The sequence below is a fragment of the Brevundimonas sp. Root1423 genome (assembly GCF_001426805.1).
Genome location: NZ_LMFL01000004.1, coordinates 18,826 through 34,311, shown reverse-complemented (window position 1 = coordinate 34,311; position 15,486 = coordinate 18,826). Strand labels below are relative to the sequence as shown.

General features: G+C 70.5%; 15 protein-coding genes and 3 pseudogenes. 16 read left to right on the top strand and 2 right to left on the bottom strand.

The window, feature by feature from the left end; all coding sequences use genetic code 11:
- Window positions 1-13: 13 nt before the first annotated feature.
- From ASD25_RS03820 to ASD25_RS03780, 10 genes and pseudogenes are all read left to right on the top strand, one after another.
- Window positions 14-1,119, top strand: a pseudogene (locus tag ASD25_RS03820) (UbiD family decarboxylase); the annotation flags it as partial.
- A 1-nt stretch (window position 1,120) separates the two neighbouring features.
- Window positions 1,121-1,525, top strand: a pseudogene (locus ASD25_RS31605) (UbiD family decarboxylase domain-containing protein); the annotation flags it as partial.
- Between the two features lie 117 nt (window positions 1,526-1,642).
- The gene (locus tag ASD25_RS03815; RefSeq protein WP_055828649.1) at window positions 1,643-1,987 is read left to right on the top strand and encodes a hypothetical protein; all 345 of its coding nucleotides are present in this window, start codon (window positions 1,643-1,645) and stop codon (window positions 1,985-1,987) included.
- 155 nt (window positions 1,988-2,142) lie between these two features.
- Window positions 2,143-3,978, top strand: coding sequence for a M14 family metallopeptidase (locus ASD25_RS03810; RefSeq protein ID WP_055828646.1), 1,836 nt, complete (start codon window positions 2,143-2,145; stop codon window positions 3,976-3,978).
- A gap of 3 nt (window positions 3,979-3,981) precedes the next feature.
- The gene (locus ASD25_RS03805) at window positions 3,982-4,404 is read left to right on the top strand and encodes an MAPEG family protein (RefSeq protein WP_156376916.1); all 423 of its coding nucleotides are present in this window, start codon (window positions 3,982-3,984) and stop codon (window positions 4,402-4,404) included.
- A gap of 79 nt (window positions 4,405-4,483) precedes the next feature.
- The gene (locus tag ASD25_RS03800; RefSeq protein ID WP_055828644.1) at window positions 4,484-5,839 is read left to right on the top strand and encodes a TldD/PmbA family protein; all 1,356 of its coding nucleotides are present in this window, start codon (window positions 4,484-4,486) and stop codon (window positions 5,837-5,839) included.
- On the top strand, window positions 5,836-6,651 hold the full coding sequence (locus ASD25_RS03795) for a 3'(2'),5'-bisphosphate nucleotidase CysQ (RefSeq protein WP_055828641.1): 816 nt from the start codon (window positions 5,836-5,838) through the stop codon (window positions 6,649-6,651). Before ASD25_RS03800 ends, ASD25_RS03795 begins: the two co-directional genes overlap by 4 nt.
- Complete coding sequence (locus tag ASD25_RS03790) at window positions 6,651-6,899, top strand: DUF4170 domain-containing protein (protein ID WP_055828638.1); 249 nt, start codon at window positions 6,651-6,653, stop codon at window positions 6,897-6,899. The genes ASD25_RS03795 and ASD25_RS03790 overlap by 1 nt, the downstream gene beginning before the upstream one ends.
- 68 nt (window positions 6,900-6,967) lie before the next feature.
- The gene (locus tag ASD25_RS03785) at window positions 6,968-7,192 is read left to right on the top strand and encodes a hypothetical protein (RefSeq protein ID WP_055828635.1); all 225 of its coding nucleotides are present in this window, start codon (window positions 6,968-6,970) and stop codon (window positions 7,190-7,192) included.
- Window positions 7,189-7,419 (top strand): hypothetical protein, encoded by a 231-nt coding sequence (locus ASD25_RS03780; RefSeq protein WP_055828632.1) that lies wholly within the window; start codon window positions 7,189-7,191, stop codon window positions 7,417-7,419. Before ASD25_RS03785 ends, ASD25_RS03780 begins: the two co-directional genes overlap by 4 nt.
- Window positions 7,420-7,425: 6 nt before the next feature.
- Here ASD25_RS03780 and ASD25_RS03775 read toward each other — a convergent pair whose 3' ends face one another.
- Complete coding sequence (locus tag ASD25_RS03775) at window positions 7,426-8,091, bottom strand: beta-lactamase hydrolase domain-containing protein (RefSeq protein ID WP_055828629.1); 666 nt, start codon at window positions 8,089-8,091, stop codon at window positions 7,426-7,428.
- Between the two features lie 67 nt (window positions 8,092-8,158).
- Here ASD25_RS03775 and ASD25_RS03770 point away from each other — a divergent pair.
- From ASD25_RS03770 to lpxK, 5 genes and pseudogenes are all read left to right on the top strand, one after another.
- Window positions 8,159-9,766: pseudogene (locus ASD25_RS03770) on the top strand (ABC transporter ATP-binding protein); the annotation flags it as partial.
- A gap of 1 nt (window position 9,767) precedes the next feature.
- On the top strand, window positions 9,768-10,166 hold a 399-nt coding region (locus ASD25_RS31600; protein WP_235562594.1), incomplete at its 5' end, for an ATP-binding cassette domain-containing protein.
- Window positions 10,167-10,347: 181 nt separating this feature from the next.
- Window positions 10,348-11,034, top strand: a complete 687-nt coding sequence (locus tag ASD25_RS03765) for a lysophospholipid acyltransferase family protein (RefSeq protein ID WP_055828622.1) — start codon at window positions 10,348-10,350, stop codon at window positions 11,032-11,034.
- 40 nt (window positions 11,035-11,074) lie between these two features.
- Window positions 11,075-12,331, top strand: a complete 1,257-nt coding sequence (locus ASD25_RS03760; protein WP_369816547.1) for a 3-deoxy-D-manno-octulosonic acid transferase — start codon at window positions 11,075-11,077, stop codon at window positions 12,329-12,331.
- Entirely contained in the window at window positions 12,328-13,350 is a 1,023-nt protein-coding gene (gene lpxK / locus ASD25_RS03755) for a tetraacyldisaccharide 4'-kinase (protein ID WP_055828617.1), read from the top strand. The genes ASD25_RS03760 and lpxK overlap by 4 nt, the downstream gene beginning before the upstream one ends.
- On the opposite strand, the gene ASD25_RS03750 is transcribed toward lpxK, so the two are convergent.
- Complete coding sequence (locus tag ASD25_RS03750; protein ID WP_055829692.1) at window positions 13,335-14,609, bottom strand: amidohydrolase family protein; 1,275 nt, start codon at window positions 14,607-14,609, stop codon at window positions 13,335-13,337. The genes lpxK and ASD25_RS03750 overlap by 16 nt on opposite strands.
- Window positions 14,610-14,771: 162 nt before the next feature.
- Here ASD25_RS03750 and ASD25_RS03745 point away from each other — a divergent pair, with 162 nt between their 5' ends.
- The gene (locus tag ASD25_RS03745; protein WP_055828614.1) at window positions 14,772-15,485 is read left to right on the top strand and encodes a murein L,D-transpeptidase catalytic domain-containing protein; all 714 of its coding nucleotides are present in this window, start codon (window positions 14,772-14,774) and stop codon (window positions 15,483-15,485) included.
- The last annotated feature ends 1 nt before the right edge of the window (window position 15,486 follow it).

Sequence of the window (15,486 nt, the reverse complement as noted above, 5' to 3'; positions counted from 1 at the left end):
ACGGAGCGTTTCATTGGCCTACAAATCCCTGCGCGACTTCATGGCCATGCTTGAGGCCGAGGGCGAACTGGTTCGCGTGTCCGAGCCGGTCTCCACCCATCTCGAGATGACCGAGATCCAGACCCGGCTGCTGCGCAACGGCGGCCCGGCGGTCCTGTTCGAAAAGCCCGTCATGCCCGACGGCTCGATCAGCCCCATCCCCTGCCTCGCCAATCTGTTCGGCACGGTGAAGCGCGTGGCCATGGGCGTGACCATGGACAAGAAGACCCGCACCACCGCCGCCGAGCTGCGCGAGGTCGGCGAACTGCTGGCGTTCCTGCGCAACCCGACGCCGCCGCGCGGCCTGTCGGACGCCATGGAGATGCTGCCGCTGGCCCAGACGGTCATGTCGATGCGGCCGAAGGTGGTGAAGACCGCTCCCGTCCAGCAGGTCGTGCTCAAGGGCGACCAGATCGACCTGACCTCCCTGCCCGTCCAGGGCTGCTGGCCCGGCGAGCCCGCGCCCCTGATCACCTGGGGCCTCGTCGTCACCAAAGGCCCGTCGGAGGATCGCGAGGATGACTTCAACCTCGGCATCTACCGCATGCAGGTCCTGGGCAAGGACAAGGCGATCATGCGCTGGCTGGCCCATCGCGGCGGGGCCCAGCACTACGCCCGGCACAAGAAGGCGGGGAAGAAGGGCCCACTGCCCTGCGCCGTCGTGCTCGGGGCCGATCCCGGGACCATTCTGGCGGCGGTGACGCCCGTGCCGGACACCCTGTCGGAATACCAGTTCGCCGGCCTGCTGCGCGGGGCCAAGGCCGAGCTGGTCCCCTGCAAGACCATCCCGTTGATGGTCCCGGCCAACGCCGAGATCGTGCTGGAAGGCCATGTCCTGTTCGACGAGCACGCACCCGAGGGGCCCTACGGCGACCACACCGGCTATTACAACTCGGTCGAGACCTTCCCGGTCTTCCAGGTCACCGCCATCACCATGCGCCGCGACCCCATCTATCTGACCACCTTCACCGGCCGCCCGCCGGACGAGCCCTCGGTGCTGGGCGAGGCGCTGAACGAGGTCTTCATCCCCCTGCTGCGCCAGCAGTTCCCCGAGATCACCGACTTCTGGCTCCCGCCCGANGCCGTGGTGTCGATGAAGAAGGCCTACCCCGGCCACGCCAAGCGGGTGATGCTGGGCGTCTGGAGCTATCTGCGCCAGTTCATGTACACCAAGTGGGTGATCGTCGTGGACGACGACATCGACGCCCGCGACTGGAAACAGGTCATGTGGGCCATCTCGACCAAGATGGACCCGGCGCGCGACATCACCCTGATCGAGAACACCCCGATCGACTACCTGGACTTCGCCAGTCCCGAGAGCGGCCTCGGCTCCAAGATCGGCCTCGACGCCACCGACAAATGGCCGCCCGAGACGAAGCGCGAATGGGGCGAGGAAATCCGCATGGAGGAGGCCGTCGTTTCGCGTGTGTCCGACATCTGGGACGCGCTCGGATTGCCGGGTGACGGAACGCCGATCTGGAAGTGATGCGCGGGAGCGACGCTGTCCGCGTCCCTTGGCGGATTGTGACCAAAAAACGCTTTCCAGATGACGAAACCGTAATCTAACGTGCCGGTCCGGCTTGTCTCCCATGGAACCGTCCCGATGAAATCTGTTCTCGTCCTCGCCGCCGCCATCGTCATGGCGATGCCCGCAGTGTCGGTCCCGACCGTCGCTGACGCCCAGGTGCTGACCGGCCGGGGCCGCGCCACCCCCATGCGCCGGGCTCGCCCCGCTCCGCCGCGCCTGACCGAGGCCGAGGAAGATCGTCTGTGGGACGCCCAGAGCGAAGTCGGGACCATCGACGACAGGGTCGCCGAACTTCAGGCCGCCGGCCAGGCCCAGGGCGGCCTGACCCCCGAGCAGCAGGCCCAGCTGAACGCCCACGCCGCGCGGCGCACGGAACTTCAGACCATAATCACCCGGCTGGAAGCCAAGCGCGACCGCTGAACCGCCTTCAGTCGCAACAGCGGGCCCAGAACCTCGGCCCGGCCACCAGCCGCAGCCATGAGCGGGCCGTTTAAGCGCAGGCTGATCGCGCCCGCACGTTCAAGCCCAACCTTGCGGACTTGCCTCGAACGAACGGACGGCGGATGAGGGGGGCCATGCGCTCCGCCCTGATCCTCGCCGCCTGCGCGGCCCTCGTGTCGAGTCCCGTCATGTCCCAGTCCGCGTCCCCGTCCGTCCCCAACGCCGCGCCGTGGGATCAGCCCTTCCTGCCGCCCGCGCCCGAATGGGACGGCGCCAGCCGAACCCTGCTGCGCGACGCCTCGGACCCCTGGGTCACAGCCTTCGAGATCGATCCCGCTCACGACTTCAGCCCGACCTATGCCGACACCCGGGCCTGGTTCGACCGGCTGGACGCCGCCTCTGACCTGATCCGCATCGAACAGTTCGGCGTCTCGCCCGAGGGCCGGCCGATCTACGCGGTCATCGCCTCAAAGGACGGCGCGGCCTTCGATCCGTCCAAACCCGTTCTGATGGCCCAGGCTGGCATCCACCCGGGCGAGATCGACGGCAAGGACGCGGGCATGATGCTGCTCCGCGACATCGCCTTCAACGGCAAGGACGAGTTGCTGGACCGGGTCAATCTGATCCTCATCCCCATCCTGTCGGTCGACGGCCACGAGCGCGCCTCGGCCTACAGCCGCCCCAACCAGCGCGGTCCCCGCATCCAGGGCTGGCGCAACACCGCGGCCAACCAGAACCTGAACCGCGACTATCTCAAGCTGGACCAGCCCGAGATGCGGGCGGTGCGCGGCCTGATCCTCAAATACCGGCCCGACCTCTACGTCGACATCCACGTCACCGACGGCATGGATTACCAGTACGACGTCACCTACGGCTTCAACGGCGAGAACGGGGCCTACTCCCGCTCGCCCGCCAGTTCGCACTGGCTGAACGACGTCTTCAAGCCCGTGATCAATGCGGGGCTGGAGGCCCGGGGCCATATCCCGGGCGAGCTGGTCTTCGGCGTCGACGACGCCAATCCGCGCGCGGGCCTGTCGGACGGCGGGCTCGGCGAGCGCTTCTCGAACGGCTGGGGGACCGCGGCCCACGTGCCGACCATCCTGATCGAGAACCACAGCCTGAAACCGTATGAGCAGCGAGTTCTGGGGACCTATGTCTTCCTCGAGGACGCCTTGCGCCTGCTCGCCCGCGACGGAAGCGCCCTGCGCGCCGCCATCACCGCCGACAGCGCCCTGCGCCCCGCCGCCATTCCGGCGAACTTCCAGGCCGAGACCACTCCGGCCTACACCCGAAGCTTCAAGGGCATCCGCTACGAGACGTATGACAGCCCCGCCTCGGGCCGCCGGGAAATCCGCTGGCTCGGCCAGGCCGATCCCGAGCCCTGGGCCCTGCCCTTCTTCGGTTCGAAGCCGACCCTGACCCTGGCGCGGCCTGAGGCCTACTGGGTGCCGTCGTATCGGTCCGACATCATCGAACGCCTGCGGATCCACGGCGTCCGCATGGAGACGCTCGACGCGCCGCGCACCGTATCGGTCGAGATGCTCAGCCTCGACGACCCCAAGGTCGCCGCCCGCCACAACGAGGGCCATGTGCAGGTCGCCGTCACTGCCGTGACGCCCCGCCGCCGCGACTGGACCTTCCCCGCCGGCTCGGTCCGCGTGCCGACCGACCAGCCGCTGGGCGACGTCGTCGTCCTGCTGCTGGAGCCCCAGTCGAGCGAGAGCTTCTTCGCCTGGGGCATGTTCCCCGAGGTGCTCAGCCGCGTCGAATACATCGAGGGCTACGCCATCGCCCCGCTGGCCGAGGCCATGATGGCCGCCGACCCCGCCCTGAAGGCCGCCTTCGAGGCCAAACTGGCCGCCGACCCGGCCTTCGCCGCCGACGGCGACGCGCGTCTGCAGTGGTTCTACGAGCGAACCCCGTTCTATGATGACCGCTACCGGCTCTATCCGGTGGGGCGCGAGACCTGATCCATGGACATCCTGACCGACATGACCCACGGCCAGGCCGCCGCTCTGTGGAGCGGCCTGATGATCCTGCTGATGGTGGTGCTCGGCGCTCGGGTCGCGGTGGCGCGACGAGGGAACAAGGTCGTGCTGGGTGACGGGGGCAACGCCGAGGTCCTGCTCGCCTCGCGGATTTTCGGCAACGCCGCTGAATACATCCCGGCGGGGATCGGCGCCCTCGCCGTCCTGGCCATGCTGGGGATGCCCGCCTACGTGCTGCATGGCCTTGGCGCAGCCCTGTTCCTCGGCCGTCTGGTTCACGCCGTTAGCCTGAGCGAAAAACGCCCGACCGCTGGCCGTGTCATCGGCATGGGCCTGACCTGGCTCTCACTGGGCCTCGCCGGCCTGATGCTCATCGTGCACGCCTTTGCCGGTCCCGCGCATGGCTGATGGCGGCGGCTGACGCCCCTCGAACGGCCGACCCCGTCGAGCCGGTTGCGCCGGCTCCCCGGCCCGGCCATATCGGGGCATGACCTCCCCGCGTGACGCCGCCGCCTCTCCCGACATCCTGCCCGAACTGGTCGCCGCCGCGCTGAGGGCCGGCGCCGACGCCGCCGAGGCCGTCTCGGCCGAGCGCGCCTCCCTGTCCATCGGCGTCCGCAACGGCGCCCTCGAGGACGTCGAGCGCGAGGAAAGCCGCGACCTGGGCCTCCGCGTCTTCATCGGCACGCGTCAGGCGACCGTCTCCGCCTCCGACCTGTCCGACGCGACCCGCGCCCGGCTCGTCGAGCGCGCGGTGGCCATGGCCCGGCTCGCCCCGGAAGACCCTTACGCCGGCCTCGCCCCGCAGGACCGGCTGGCCCGCGGCCCTCTTCCCGACCTCGACCTGTACGATTCGGCCGAACGCAGCGCCGCCGAACTGGAGGCCGTCGCCGCGGAAGCCGAGGCCTCCGCCCTCGCCGTGCCTGGCGTCGCCAAATCCGAGGGGGGCCACGCCTCAGCCTCGACCAGCCGCTGGCGGCTGGTGACCTCGCACGGCTTCGACGGCGCCTATCACGGCTCGGCCTTCTCGCTGGGCGTCGGCGTCATCGCCGAGAAGGACGGCGCCATGGAGCGCGGGGGCGAGCATCGCGCCGTGCGCCACCTCTCGGACCTCCCGGGCGCGGAGGCTATCGGCTCCGAGGCCGGACGTCGCGCCGTCGCCCGCACCGGCCCGCGCAAGATCGCCTCGACCACCGCCCCGGTGATCTTCGAGAACCGCGTCGCCGGCCAGGTTCTGTCGCCGCTTCTGGGCGCCATGTCCGGCCCGTCGGTCGCGCGCGGCGCCTCCTTCCTCAAGGATCGGCTGGGCCAGCGGGTCCTGCCGGCCGGCGTCAACCTCATCGACGACCCCTTCCGGCCACGCGGCCTCGGCTCCACCCCCTTCGACGACGAGGGCGTCGCCGTCTCGCGCCAATCAATCATTGATGACGGCCTTCTGACCACCTGGCTGTTGAACAGCGCCGCCGCGGCCCAGCTGGGCATGGCCTCGACCGGCCACGCCTCGCGCGGCCTCGCCGGCCCGCCCGGAGTGGCGACCCACAACCTGCATCTGGAGCCGGGCGAGGTCGATCTGGCCGGCCTGATGGGCGAGGCCGGAACCGGGCTTCTGGTCACCTCCATGTTCGGTCCGTCGCTGAACGCCCACACCGGCGACTGGTCGGCCGGCGTCTCGGGCTTCTGGTTCGAGAACGGCCAGATCGCCTGGCCGGTCAGCGAGGTCACTGTCGCCGGCAAGCTGCTGGACCTCTACGCCCGCATGCAGCGCGGCTCGGACCTGGAGTTCCGCAGCTCGTTCAACAGCCCGTCCCTGCTGTTCGACGGCGTCGCCATCGCCGGCAAATGACCGACCTCGCCGCCGACCTGCTGCTGATCCGCGACGCGGCCCTCGCCGCCGGCACCCTGGCGCTGGCCGAGCGCGAGGGCGGGCTAAAGATCTGGTCCAAATCCGGCGGCTCGCCCGTCACCTCGGCCGACATGGCCGTGGACGCCCTGCTGAAGGACGCGCTGCTCTCCGCCCGGCCGGACCACGGCTGGCTGTCGGAAGAAACGGACGACACCGACGCGCGCCTCTCGCAGCGCCGTCTGTTCGTGGCCGATCCCATCGACGGCACCGTCGCCTATATGAAGGGCAAGCCGTGGTGGTGCATTCCCATCGCCATCGTCGAGGACGGCCAGCCCGTCGCCGCCGTCATCCACGCCCCGGCCCTGGGCGAGACCTTCACCGCCGTGCGCGGCGGCGGCGCCTTCCTGAACGGCCGACCGATCACCGCTTCGGACACCACCGATCTGGACGACGCCTCGGTCCTGGCCGACGCCCGGCTGATGGAAGGGCCGCACTGGCCCGAGCCCTGGCCGGTCATGCGCTATGAGAAGCGCAACGCCATCGCCTACCGCATGGCCCTGGTCGCCGCCGGCGCCTTCGACGCCGCCATCGCCCTGACCCCGAAATGGGATTGGGACGTCTGCGCCGGCGCCCTGATCGTCGAGGAGGCGGGCGGCCGCGTCAGCGACCACCACGGCCATCCCTGGCGCTTCAACCAGTTCGATCCGCGGCAGAACAGCCTGATCTGCAGCGCCCCGGCGCTTCACCCGTTGATCGTACGACGCACAGCGCCTATTCCGCTCGCGCCCCGCCAGACCGACCGGATCCCCTGATGACCACCGAATCCAACGCCCCCCAGCTGCTGCACCTCGTCATCGGCGGCGAGCTGCGCCACCTCGACGCCCCGGTGTTCCGCGATCTGTCCAAGGTCGAATTCGTCGGCGCCTTCCCCAACTACGAGGAAGCCCGCAAGGCGTGGAAGGCCCGGGCCCAGGCCACGGTCGACAATGCGCATATGCGGTATTTCATCCTCCACGCGCACCGGATGATCGATCCGCGCGGCGACGACCACGCCCACTGAGCGGAACTCCCCCTCGGCCTGGGACGCTTTCAGGCGTATATTGCCACGCCTGAAAGCGGAGAAATCCCATGACTCCCACCCTGATCGTCCTGGCCCTCGTCGCCCTCGGCGTCGCCATCGTCGTCTGGGCCACCCGCCGCAAGCCGGACTCCCCGCGCGTGGGCCCGCAGGAAGGCGACACCGCCTGGAACGACCCCGTCACCCCGGGTGAGCCGGCCCGCCCGATTCCCCGCGCCGACGCCTTCGCCGACGCGCCCCCGGTCCGCGACCTGCCCCGCGATCCGCAGCCATGACCCTGTTCGGACGCACCCTGGGCGGCGAGGAAATCGCCTCCCTCGTCTTCCTGCTGATGGCGCTGGTGCTGTGGATCGGGGTGTGGCGCGGCGCGCGCGGCTGGAAAAGCTGGATCAACCGGTCGCCGGAAGGTCGGGAGGCCAGGCGGGCCGCCGGCGTGGAGGGCAAGGACCCGCCGCCGCCGGCCTCGACAGGCCCGCGCGACCCGACCCGGCCGTGGGATTGACGCCGCCTACTCCCGCTTCAGCAGTTTCTCGGTCAGGACCGTGCCCCACCAGCCGGCCTTGAACTCGGCCCGGATCGCCTTCGGGTCGTAGGCGTCGCTGTCGATCCAGTCGATGAAGCTGACCCCCGTCGGCTCGACCTCCTTCAGGTATTTCTCCAGCGTATAGTCCAGCACCCCGGTCAGCCCCTCGCGGTGGTGCAGGTATTTTTTCGACAGCTGGTCGATGGCCACGCTGATCGGTTCGCCCAGATGGAAGTGGCGATAGAAGACCGCCATCATCCCGGCCCGGTCCGCCCCTGACTTGCAGTGGATCAGCACCGGATAGTCGATGGTCCGGAACAGTTCGCGCGCCCGGTGCACCCGGTCCTTCTGCGGTGGATCGCGCGAGTCCAGCGGCGCGTCGATCAGGGTCAGGCCGAGCCGTTCGCAGGCCTCCTTCTCCAGCGCATAATAGGCCTCGTCCCGCGCACCCCGCAGGTTGATGACCGTCCTGATCCCCTGCGTCTTCCAGTACGCCAGCTGGCGCGGCGACGGCTGGTTGGTCCGCACCAGATCGGGCCCCAGCCAGTGGGCGTTCATGAACCACCGGCGCAGGAAGGCGTGATCCTTCCAGACATAGTCCCACCGGGCCTTGAACCGGCCGGCCGGGGTGGTGAGGTCGTAACGGGGCATGGGGGTGAGATAGCCTCCACCGCGGCACGACGCCACCGTCGGGCAGGCGAGACAATTCGTGTGAGACATGATCGACACTCGCCCGGCCACAACCACGACAACCGCGACAAGGTCGACACCGCTTGACTTCCCTCCCGAGCCGTCCGACCTCGGACCGATGACGCCGCCCGCCCCCGCCGACGAAGAGAAGGAGTCCCTTCGCCCCCTGCTGGCGCGGATCTGGCGCGACTACCTTTCGCATCACAAGGCAGCGCTGTTCCTGTCGATGCTGTGCGCCGCCGTGGCCGGCGGCCTGTCGGCCCTGACGCTGAAGCTGCTCGAGCCTGCCGTGAACGGCCTGTTCCTGCAGACCGACACGCCCATCAAACTGTGGGGCGTGATCGACATCCCGCCCGGTCAGGCCCTGATCTACATCCCCGCCGCCATCGTCCTGGTCGCCATCGTCTGGACGATCGCCTCACTGGGGCAGGCCGCCCTGGTGAACCGGCTGGGCCACGGCATCGTCGGCGACATCCAGGTGCGGCTGTTCGGCGCCATGATCCGCGCCGACCTGGCCCGGCTGCGCAGCCAGCACAGCGGCAGCTTCGTCTCCTCGGTCCTGTTCGACGCCAACCTGGTGCGCGAGGCCTTCACCAACGGCGTCGTCAACTACACCCAGCACAGCATCACCCTGTTCGCCGTCATCGTGGCCATGGCCCTGATCGACTGGCAGCTGACCGCCATCGTCCTGCTGGGCGTGCCCCTGATCACCGTCGTCCTGCGCCGCTTCTCGCGGCGCACGCGCAAGGCCACCACGGGAGCGATGAAGGAGACCGAAAACCTCTCCACCGCCCTGATGGAGAACCTCGACGGCGTCCGCCTGATCAAGATCGAGAACCGCGAGGCGGCCGAGGAGGCCCGCGTCGGCGACGTCGTCTCCCGCCGCCAGCGGCACGTGATCAAGAGCGCCGACTCCAGAGCCTTCGCCGGCCCCTTCTCCAACCTCGTGGCCATGATCGTGGTCGCCGCCGTCATGGCCTACGCCGGCTGGCGCGCGCAGGACGGAGCCATGAGCGTGGGCGCCTTCGCCGCCTTCATCGGCCTGCTGATGGCCGCCGGCCAGTCGCTGCGGCAGGTGACCAATCTGCAGACCGTGATGACCGAGGGCCTGACCGCCGCGCGGCGCCTGTTCGCCGCCCTCGACATTCAGCCCGAGATTCGCGACACGCCCGACGCCGCGCCCTTCGACAACGGCCCCACGACCGTCGCCTTCCACCATGTGTCGTTCGCCTATGGGCCGGCTTCCGAAGGGACGGCCCCGACCCTGTCGGACGTCAGCCTGACCGTCGCCCCCGGCGAGACCGTCGCCCTCGTCGGCCCGTCCGGCGGCGGCAAGTCGACCATCCTCAGCCTGCTGCCGCGCTTCTATGACGTCACCGGCGGCGCCGTGACCCTGAACGGCCGCGACATCCGCGAATTGAAGCTGCACGACCTGCGCGCCTCCATCGCCCTGGTGACGCAGGAGCCCTTCCTGTTCGACGACACCCTCGCCGCCAACATCGCCTAYGGCCGCCCCGGCGCCWCSGMAGASGACATCRTCGCCGCCGCCCGCGCCGCCGCCGCGCACGACTTCATCACCGCCCTGCCCGAGGGCTACGCCACCCGCGCMGGCGAGGCCGGCCTGCGCCTGTCCGGCNGACTTCATCACCGCCCTGCCCGAGGGCTACGCCACCCGCGCCGGCGAGGCCGGCCTGCGCCTGTCCGGCGGCCAGCGCCAGCGCATCGCCATCGCCCGCGCCTTCCTCAAGGACGCCCCGATCCTGCTGCTGGACGAGGCCACCAGCGCCCTCGACACCGAGAGCGAGGCGCTGGTCCAGGAGGCGCTCGAGCGACTGATGAAGGGACGGGCTGCGCTGATGATCGCCCACCGTCTGTCGACCGTGCGCAACGCCGACCGCATCCATGTGATCGAGGCCGGCCGGGTCGTCGAGACCGGGACCCATGATCAACTGGTCCGCAAGGGCGGCCTGTATTCGCGGCTGGCGAAGCAGCAGTCGCTGGACGGCGATCCGGTAACCGTGGCGGCGGTCAGTTGAACTTGCCTCCCTCGCTCCGCCCTCCCGCCGTCATCCTCGGGGTTGACCCGAGGATCGGACCATCGGCCTCTCGACGCCCGGCGTTGCTCCACCGTCCGGAGGGCCGGCACGACGACCGTGCGGCTCTACATCTGGCCCTCGGGTCAAGCCCGAGGGTGACGGTTCTGGAAAGCGGCGCGTCATGAGACCCCTCCGCAACCCCCTCATCCAGGCCGTCCTGGCCTGGACCCTGGCCCAATGGATGCGTTTCTGCTTCGCCACCATCCGCTGGACGCACGAGAACGAGGCCGTGGCCGAAAAAGTCTGGGCCGACGGCGGCGGCGTGCTGTGCGCCTTCTGGCATTCGCGGATCGGCCTCAGCCCCGCCTGCTGGCCGCTGGACAGAGCCCAGCCGGCCAAGGCCCTGATCTCCCTCAGCCCCGACGGCCAGTTCATCGCCAGGGCCGTCGCCCGGCAGGGCTTCCCGGCCATCCGCGGCTCTTCCTCCAACAAGGACAAGGCCGACAGGGCCAAGGGCGGCTCCCAGGCCCTGCGCGACGGCCTGCGCCAGCTCAAGATCGGCGCCCTGGCCATCACCCCCGACGGCCCGCGCGGCCCGATGCGCGAGATGGCCGAGGGCATGCCTCTGCTGGCCAAACTTTCGAAGGCGCCGGTGCTGTTCATCGGCCTGTCCTGCAATCCGGCGATCCGGCTCAGGAGCTGGGACCGGGCGTTGCTGCCCCTGCCATTCGGACGCGGCGCCATCGTCTGGGATGTCGACCGCTATCCGGAGGGGGCCGAACTGGCCGATGTGGCCCGCGCCTGGGCCGGACGGCTGACCGCCGTCGAGGCCGCCGCCGACGCCCTCGTCGGCCTGGAGCGCGTGTGACGTGAGCCCGGCCCTGATCGTCTACCGCCTGCTGACCCGGATGCTGGAGCCGCTGGCCCCGCGCCTGCTCGACGCCCGCGCCAAACAGGGCAAGGAAGACCCCGCCCGGGTCGATGAACGCCTCGGCCTGACCTCGGTCGCCCGGCCGGCCGGCGATCTCGTCTGGCTGCACGGCGTCAGCGTCGGAGAAACCCTGTCCCTGCTGCCCGTTGTGGAGCGGCTGCGGCAGGCGCGGCCCGACCTGACCGTGCTGGTCACCTCCGGCACCCTGACCTCGGCCACGCTTCTGGCCCGCCGCCTGCCCCCCGGCGTCATCCACCAGTTCGCCCCCGTCGACGCCCCCGGGGCCGTCGCCGCCTTCCTCGACCACTGGAAGCCGTCGCTGGCCGTCTTCGTCGAGAGCGAGCTGTGGCCCAACCTGATCCTCGCGGCCCGCAAACGCGACGTCGGACTGGTCCTCGCCAGCGCCCGCATCACCGAAAAGACCGTCGCCGGCTGGCGCCGTTTCCCCGGCGCGGTGCGGGAAATCCTCTCCGCCTTCGACCGCATCCTGCCGCAGGACGAGACCTCGGCCGCCCGACTGGAAAGCCTCGGCGCCCGGATCGACGGCCAGGTGAACCTGAAGCTTTCGGGCGAGGCGCCGCCGCACGACGCCGCCGCCTTCACCCGCCTCAGCGCCGCCATCGGCGACCGGCCCGTGGTCGTCGCCGCCAGCACCCATGACGGCGAGGAGATCGCGCTCGTCCGCGCCCTCGACAAGCTGGCCGACCGGCTGTGTCTCATCATTGTGCCGCGCCATCCCGAACGCACCCCCGCGATCGCCGCCGCCCTGACCCGCGACGGCTACCGCTTCGCCCTCCGCTCCGAGGGACGCGAGCCCGACCGCGACACCGACCTCTATGTCGCCGACACCCTCGGCGAGATGGGCCTGTTCCTGCGGCTGGCCGACGTCGTGGTGATGGGCGGCTCCTTCTCCGCCGCGCTGGAGAAGCCCCCCGTGGGCGGCCACAATCCGCTCGAGCCGGCCCGCCTCGGCAAGCCCGCCGTCACCGGTCCGGACATGACCAACTGGGCCGCCGTCGCCGACGCCCTGGTCGCGGCCGGGGGCCTGACGGTGGTTCAGGCGCCGTGGGACCTGCCCGCCGTCATCGCCCCCCTGCTGGCCGATGACGCCGGGGCCAAACGCATGGGCGAACGCGGCCGCCGCGCCGCCGCCGAGGCCGGCTCGGGCCTCGACCGGCTGTGGGATGTGGTCGAACCCCTGCTGCCCCGCCCCCCGCTGCGAGGCCGCCGATGAAGCTGAACACCCCCCGCTGGTGGTATACGCGCGACGCCCGCCACGGCGCGGTCGCCCGCACCCTGCTCAAGCCCCTGTCATGGGTCTGGGCGACGGCCACGGCGCGCCGCATCGCCCGCGCCACGCCGGTGGATCCGGGCGTGGCGGTGATCTCGGTCGGCAATCTGACCGTCGGCGGCTCGGGCAAGACCCCGGTGACCCGCGAGGCCATCCGCCTGCTGCACGAGGCCGGCGTCGACGCCCATGGCCTGTCGCGCGGCTATGGCGGATCGCTGCGCGAGCCGACCCGGGTCGACCCCGCCATCCACACCGCCGCCGATGTCGGCGACGAGCCCCTGATGCTGGCCCTCGGCGGCCCGACCTGGATCGCCCATGACCGCGTCGCCGGCGCCCGCGCTGCGGCGGCGGCCGGCGCCCAGGTCATGGTCCTCGACGACGCTCACCAGAACCCGACCCTCGAGAAGACCCTCAGCCTCGTCGTCGTCGACGGCGAGACCCGGGGCGACGAATGGCCTTTCGGCGACGGCTCGGTGTTTCCCTCGGGTCCGATGCGCGAGAAGCTCCGGCACGGCCTGGCCCGCGCCGACGCCGTGGTCGTGCTGCTCCCGGCCGACGCCCCGGGCGCCGATCCGGAACTGCTCGAGGCCTTCGGCGACCTGCCGGTCCATATCGCCCGGCTCATGCCCGCGGGCCCGCCGCCCCGGGGGCCGATCGTCGGCTTCGCCGGCATCGCCAAGCCGTGGAAGGTCGAACGCGCCCTCGACGCCGCCGGCGCCGAACTGGTCGACTTCGCCCCCTTCCCCGACCACGCCGCCTTCCGCGAGGCCGACCTGGCCTTTCTCGCCGACCGCGCCTCGCATTTCAAAGCCCGGCTGGTCACCACCGAAAAGGACTGGTTCCGCCTGCCGCCCGCGTGGCGCGGCCGGGTGCTGTCGTGGCCGGTCAAGGCGACGTTCGAGGACGAGGCCGCCTTCCAGCGGCTGCTGCTGGGGGCGGTCCGATCCTATTCCGCCCGGTAGACGATCCCGCCCCGCATCACGAACCGCACCCGCTCGAGCTCCGTCACGTCGCTCAGCGGATCGCCCGTCACCGCGATCAGGTCCGCCGGCATGCCCGCCGCGATGCGCCCGGCCTCGTTCGAGATCCGCAGGTGCGCCGCGGCCCCGACGGTCGCCGCCTGCACCGCCTCCAGCGGCGTCAGGCCCGCGCGCACCAGCAGGGCGAACTCCTGGGCGTTGTCGCCATGGGCCGAAACCCCGGTGTCGGTGCCGAACGCGATCCGCACCCCGCCGTCATGCGCGCGCCGCGCCATGTCCAGCATCTTCGGGCCCGCTTCCAAGGCCTTGGCCGTCTGCGCCGGGGTGAAGAAATTGTTCGGTCCCGAAGCGATCCGGCCCACGAAGTCGCCCGCCAGCAGGGTCGGCACCAGATACGTCCCCTCGCGCCGGAACAGGCGGATGGACTCGTCGTCCAGATAGGTGCCGTGCTCGATCGAGTCGCCGCCGGCGCGCAGGAAGGCGTTGATCCCGTCCACGCCGTGGGCATGCGCCGTCACCTGGCGCCCCATCCGGTGCGCCGCGCCGACGATGGCCGCCAGCTCCTCGTCCGAGAACTGCTGGCCCAGGCCCGCCGCCGTATTCGACAGCACCCCGCCCGTGGCCGTGATCTTGATGATGTCGGCGCCCGAACGGACCTGCAGCCGCACCGCCCGCATGCAGTCGTCCACGCCCGAGCAGACGCTCTCGTCCGACAGCAGGTGCATGACGTCTTCGCGGTAGCCGTTGATGTCGCCGTGCCCGCCGTGAACCGAGACGGCCGAGCCCGAGGCGATGATCCGCGGGCCCGGCACGTCGCCGCGGCGCACGGCCTCCCTCAGGGCGAAGATCGACTCATTGGTCGCCCCCAGGTCCGCCACCGTCGTGAACCCCGCCATCAGGGTGCGCCGCGCATAGCGGGCCCCGACCATGGCCTGTTCGGAATTGGACTGGGTCACCGTCTCCAGCCGCCCGTTCGGGTTCTGCTGACTGGTCAGGTGCACATGGCTGTCGATCAGTCCGGGCAGCACGAATGAGTCGCGCAGGTCGACGATCCGGCCTTCCCCGACAAAGCCGTCGCGCACTTCGACGACCTGGTTCCCTCTGATCACGAGAGTTTTATCGCGCTGCACAACGCCGGTCGCCGGATCGGCCAGCAGCCGGCCGATCTGGACGAACGTCGTTCCCTCCGCGGGCGAAACCGGCGCGATAGCGGGCGTTTGCGCCGCGACGCCTGTGGCCATCAACACGGCCGCGGCCGCCAGCAACGATGTGATCGACTTCACGAAACCCTCCTGGACAAGACGCGCACCTTAGACGTCCGGGCCGTTTCGCCAAGGCTCAGGTTGATCCGGCCGTTACGACCTGAAACAACCCGTGCTTCCGAAACGTGCGAGGGGCGTCGCATGCGGCTAGCAAGACGTGGATTCATTCTGGGCGGCGCAGCGCTCCTGTCGGGCTGCGCCACGGCCTCGGCCGCGACGCGGACGACGGCGTTTCAGCCGCTTCCGGCCCTGGCCCGGACCCAGGTTCCGACCATCACCCTCTCGCAACCGCCCGAAACCATCACCGCCGCGCTGAACACCACACGCCCGCTCGATCCGCGCGGCCAGGTCCGCCAGGAGCTGATGGACCGCGCCCTCGCCGCCCTCGACGTCCACAAGGACCGGATCTCCCGCCGCGACCGGATGTATCTGGTCGACTTCCAGAAATTCTCCGGCGACGAGCGGCTGTACGAGGTCGATCTGCACGGCGGCGCCATCACGCTGATGCGCACCAGCCACGGCCGCGGCTCGGACCCGGCGCACACCGGCTTCGCTCGTGAGTTCGGCAATACGCCGGACAGCTACAAGTCCTCGGTCGGCGCCTATGCGACCGCCGGGGCCGGCTACGGCGCCCAGCAGGGTCCGAACGTCCTGCTCGACGGGCTCGAGTATTCCAACGACCGCGCCAGGGAACGCGCCATCATCATCCATGGCGCCGACTACGCCGACCCGGACTTCCTCGCCCGGGAGGGCAAGCTGGGCCGCTCGTACGGCTGTTTCTCGGTCGCCCACGCCGACCTGCCCGCCCTGCGCGAGCGGATGGGCGAAGGCCGGCTGCTGTTCGCCTGGGCCTGAG

Excerpts from the sequence above, each read along its gene's own strand:
- ASD25_RS03815 (WP_055828649.1), top strand. The coding sequence starts at position 1,643 with ATGAAATCTGTTCTCGTCCTCGCCGCCGCCATCGTCATGGCGATGCCC.
- ASD25_RS03810 (WP_055828646.1), top strand. The coding sequence starts at position 2,143 with ATGCGCTCCGCCCTGATCCTCGCCGCCTGCGCGGCCCTCGTGTCGAGT.
- ASD25_RS03805 (WP_156376916.1), top strand. The coding sequence starts at position 3,982 with ATGGACATCCTGACCGACATGACCCACGGCCAGGCCGCCGCTCTGTGG.
- ASD25_RS03800 (WP_055828644.1), top strand. The coding sequence starts at position 4,484 with ATGACCTCCCCGCGTGACGCCGCCGCCTCTCCCGACATCCTGCCCGAA.
- ASD25_RS03795 (WP_055828641.1), top strand. The coding sequence starts at position 5,836 with ATGACCGACCTCGCCGCCGACCTGCTGCTGATCCGCGACGCGGCCCTC.
- ASD25_RS03790 (WP_055828638.1), top strand. The coding sequence starts at position 6,651 with ATGACCACCGAATCCAACGCCCCCCAGCTGCTGCACCTCGTCATCGGC.
- ASD25_RS03785 (WP_055828635.1), top strand. The coding sequence starts at position 6,968 with ATGACTCCCACCCTGATCGTCCTGGCCCTCGTCGCCCTCGGCGTCGCC.
- ASD25_RS03780 (WP_055828632.1), top strand. The coding sequence starts at position 7,189 with ATGACCCTGTTCGGACGCACCCTGGGCGGCGAGGAAATCGCCTCCCTC.
- ASD25_RS03775 (WP_055828629.1), bottom strand. The coding sequence starts at position 8,091 with ATGCCCCGTTACGACCTCACCACCCCGGCCGGCCGGTTCAAGGCCCGG.
- ASD25_RS03765 (WP_055828622.1), top strand. The coding sequence starts at position 10,348 with ATGAGACCCCTCCGCAACCCCCTCATCCAGGCCGTCCTGGCCTGGACC.
- ASD25_RS03760 (WP_369816547.1), top strand. The coding sequence starts at position 11,075 with ATGCTGGAGCCGCTGGCCCCGCGCCTGCTCGACGCCCGCGCCAAACAG.
- lpxK (WP_055828617.1), top strand. The coding sequence starts at position 12,328 with ATGAAGCTGAACACCCCCCGCTGGTGGTATACGCGCGACGCCCGCCAC.
- ASD25_RS03750 (WP_055829692.1), bottom strand. The coding sequence starts at position 14,609 with ATGGCCACAGGCGTCGCGGCGCAAACGCCCGCTATCGCGCCGGTTTCG.
- ASD25_RS03745 (WP_055828614.1), top strand. The coding sequence starts at position 14,772 with ATGCGGCTAGCAAGACGTGGATTCATTCTGGGCGGCGCAGCGCTCCTG.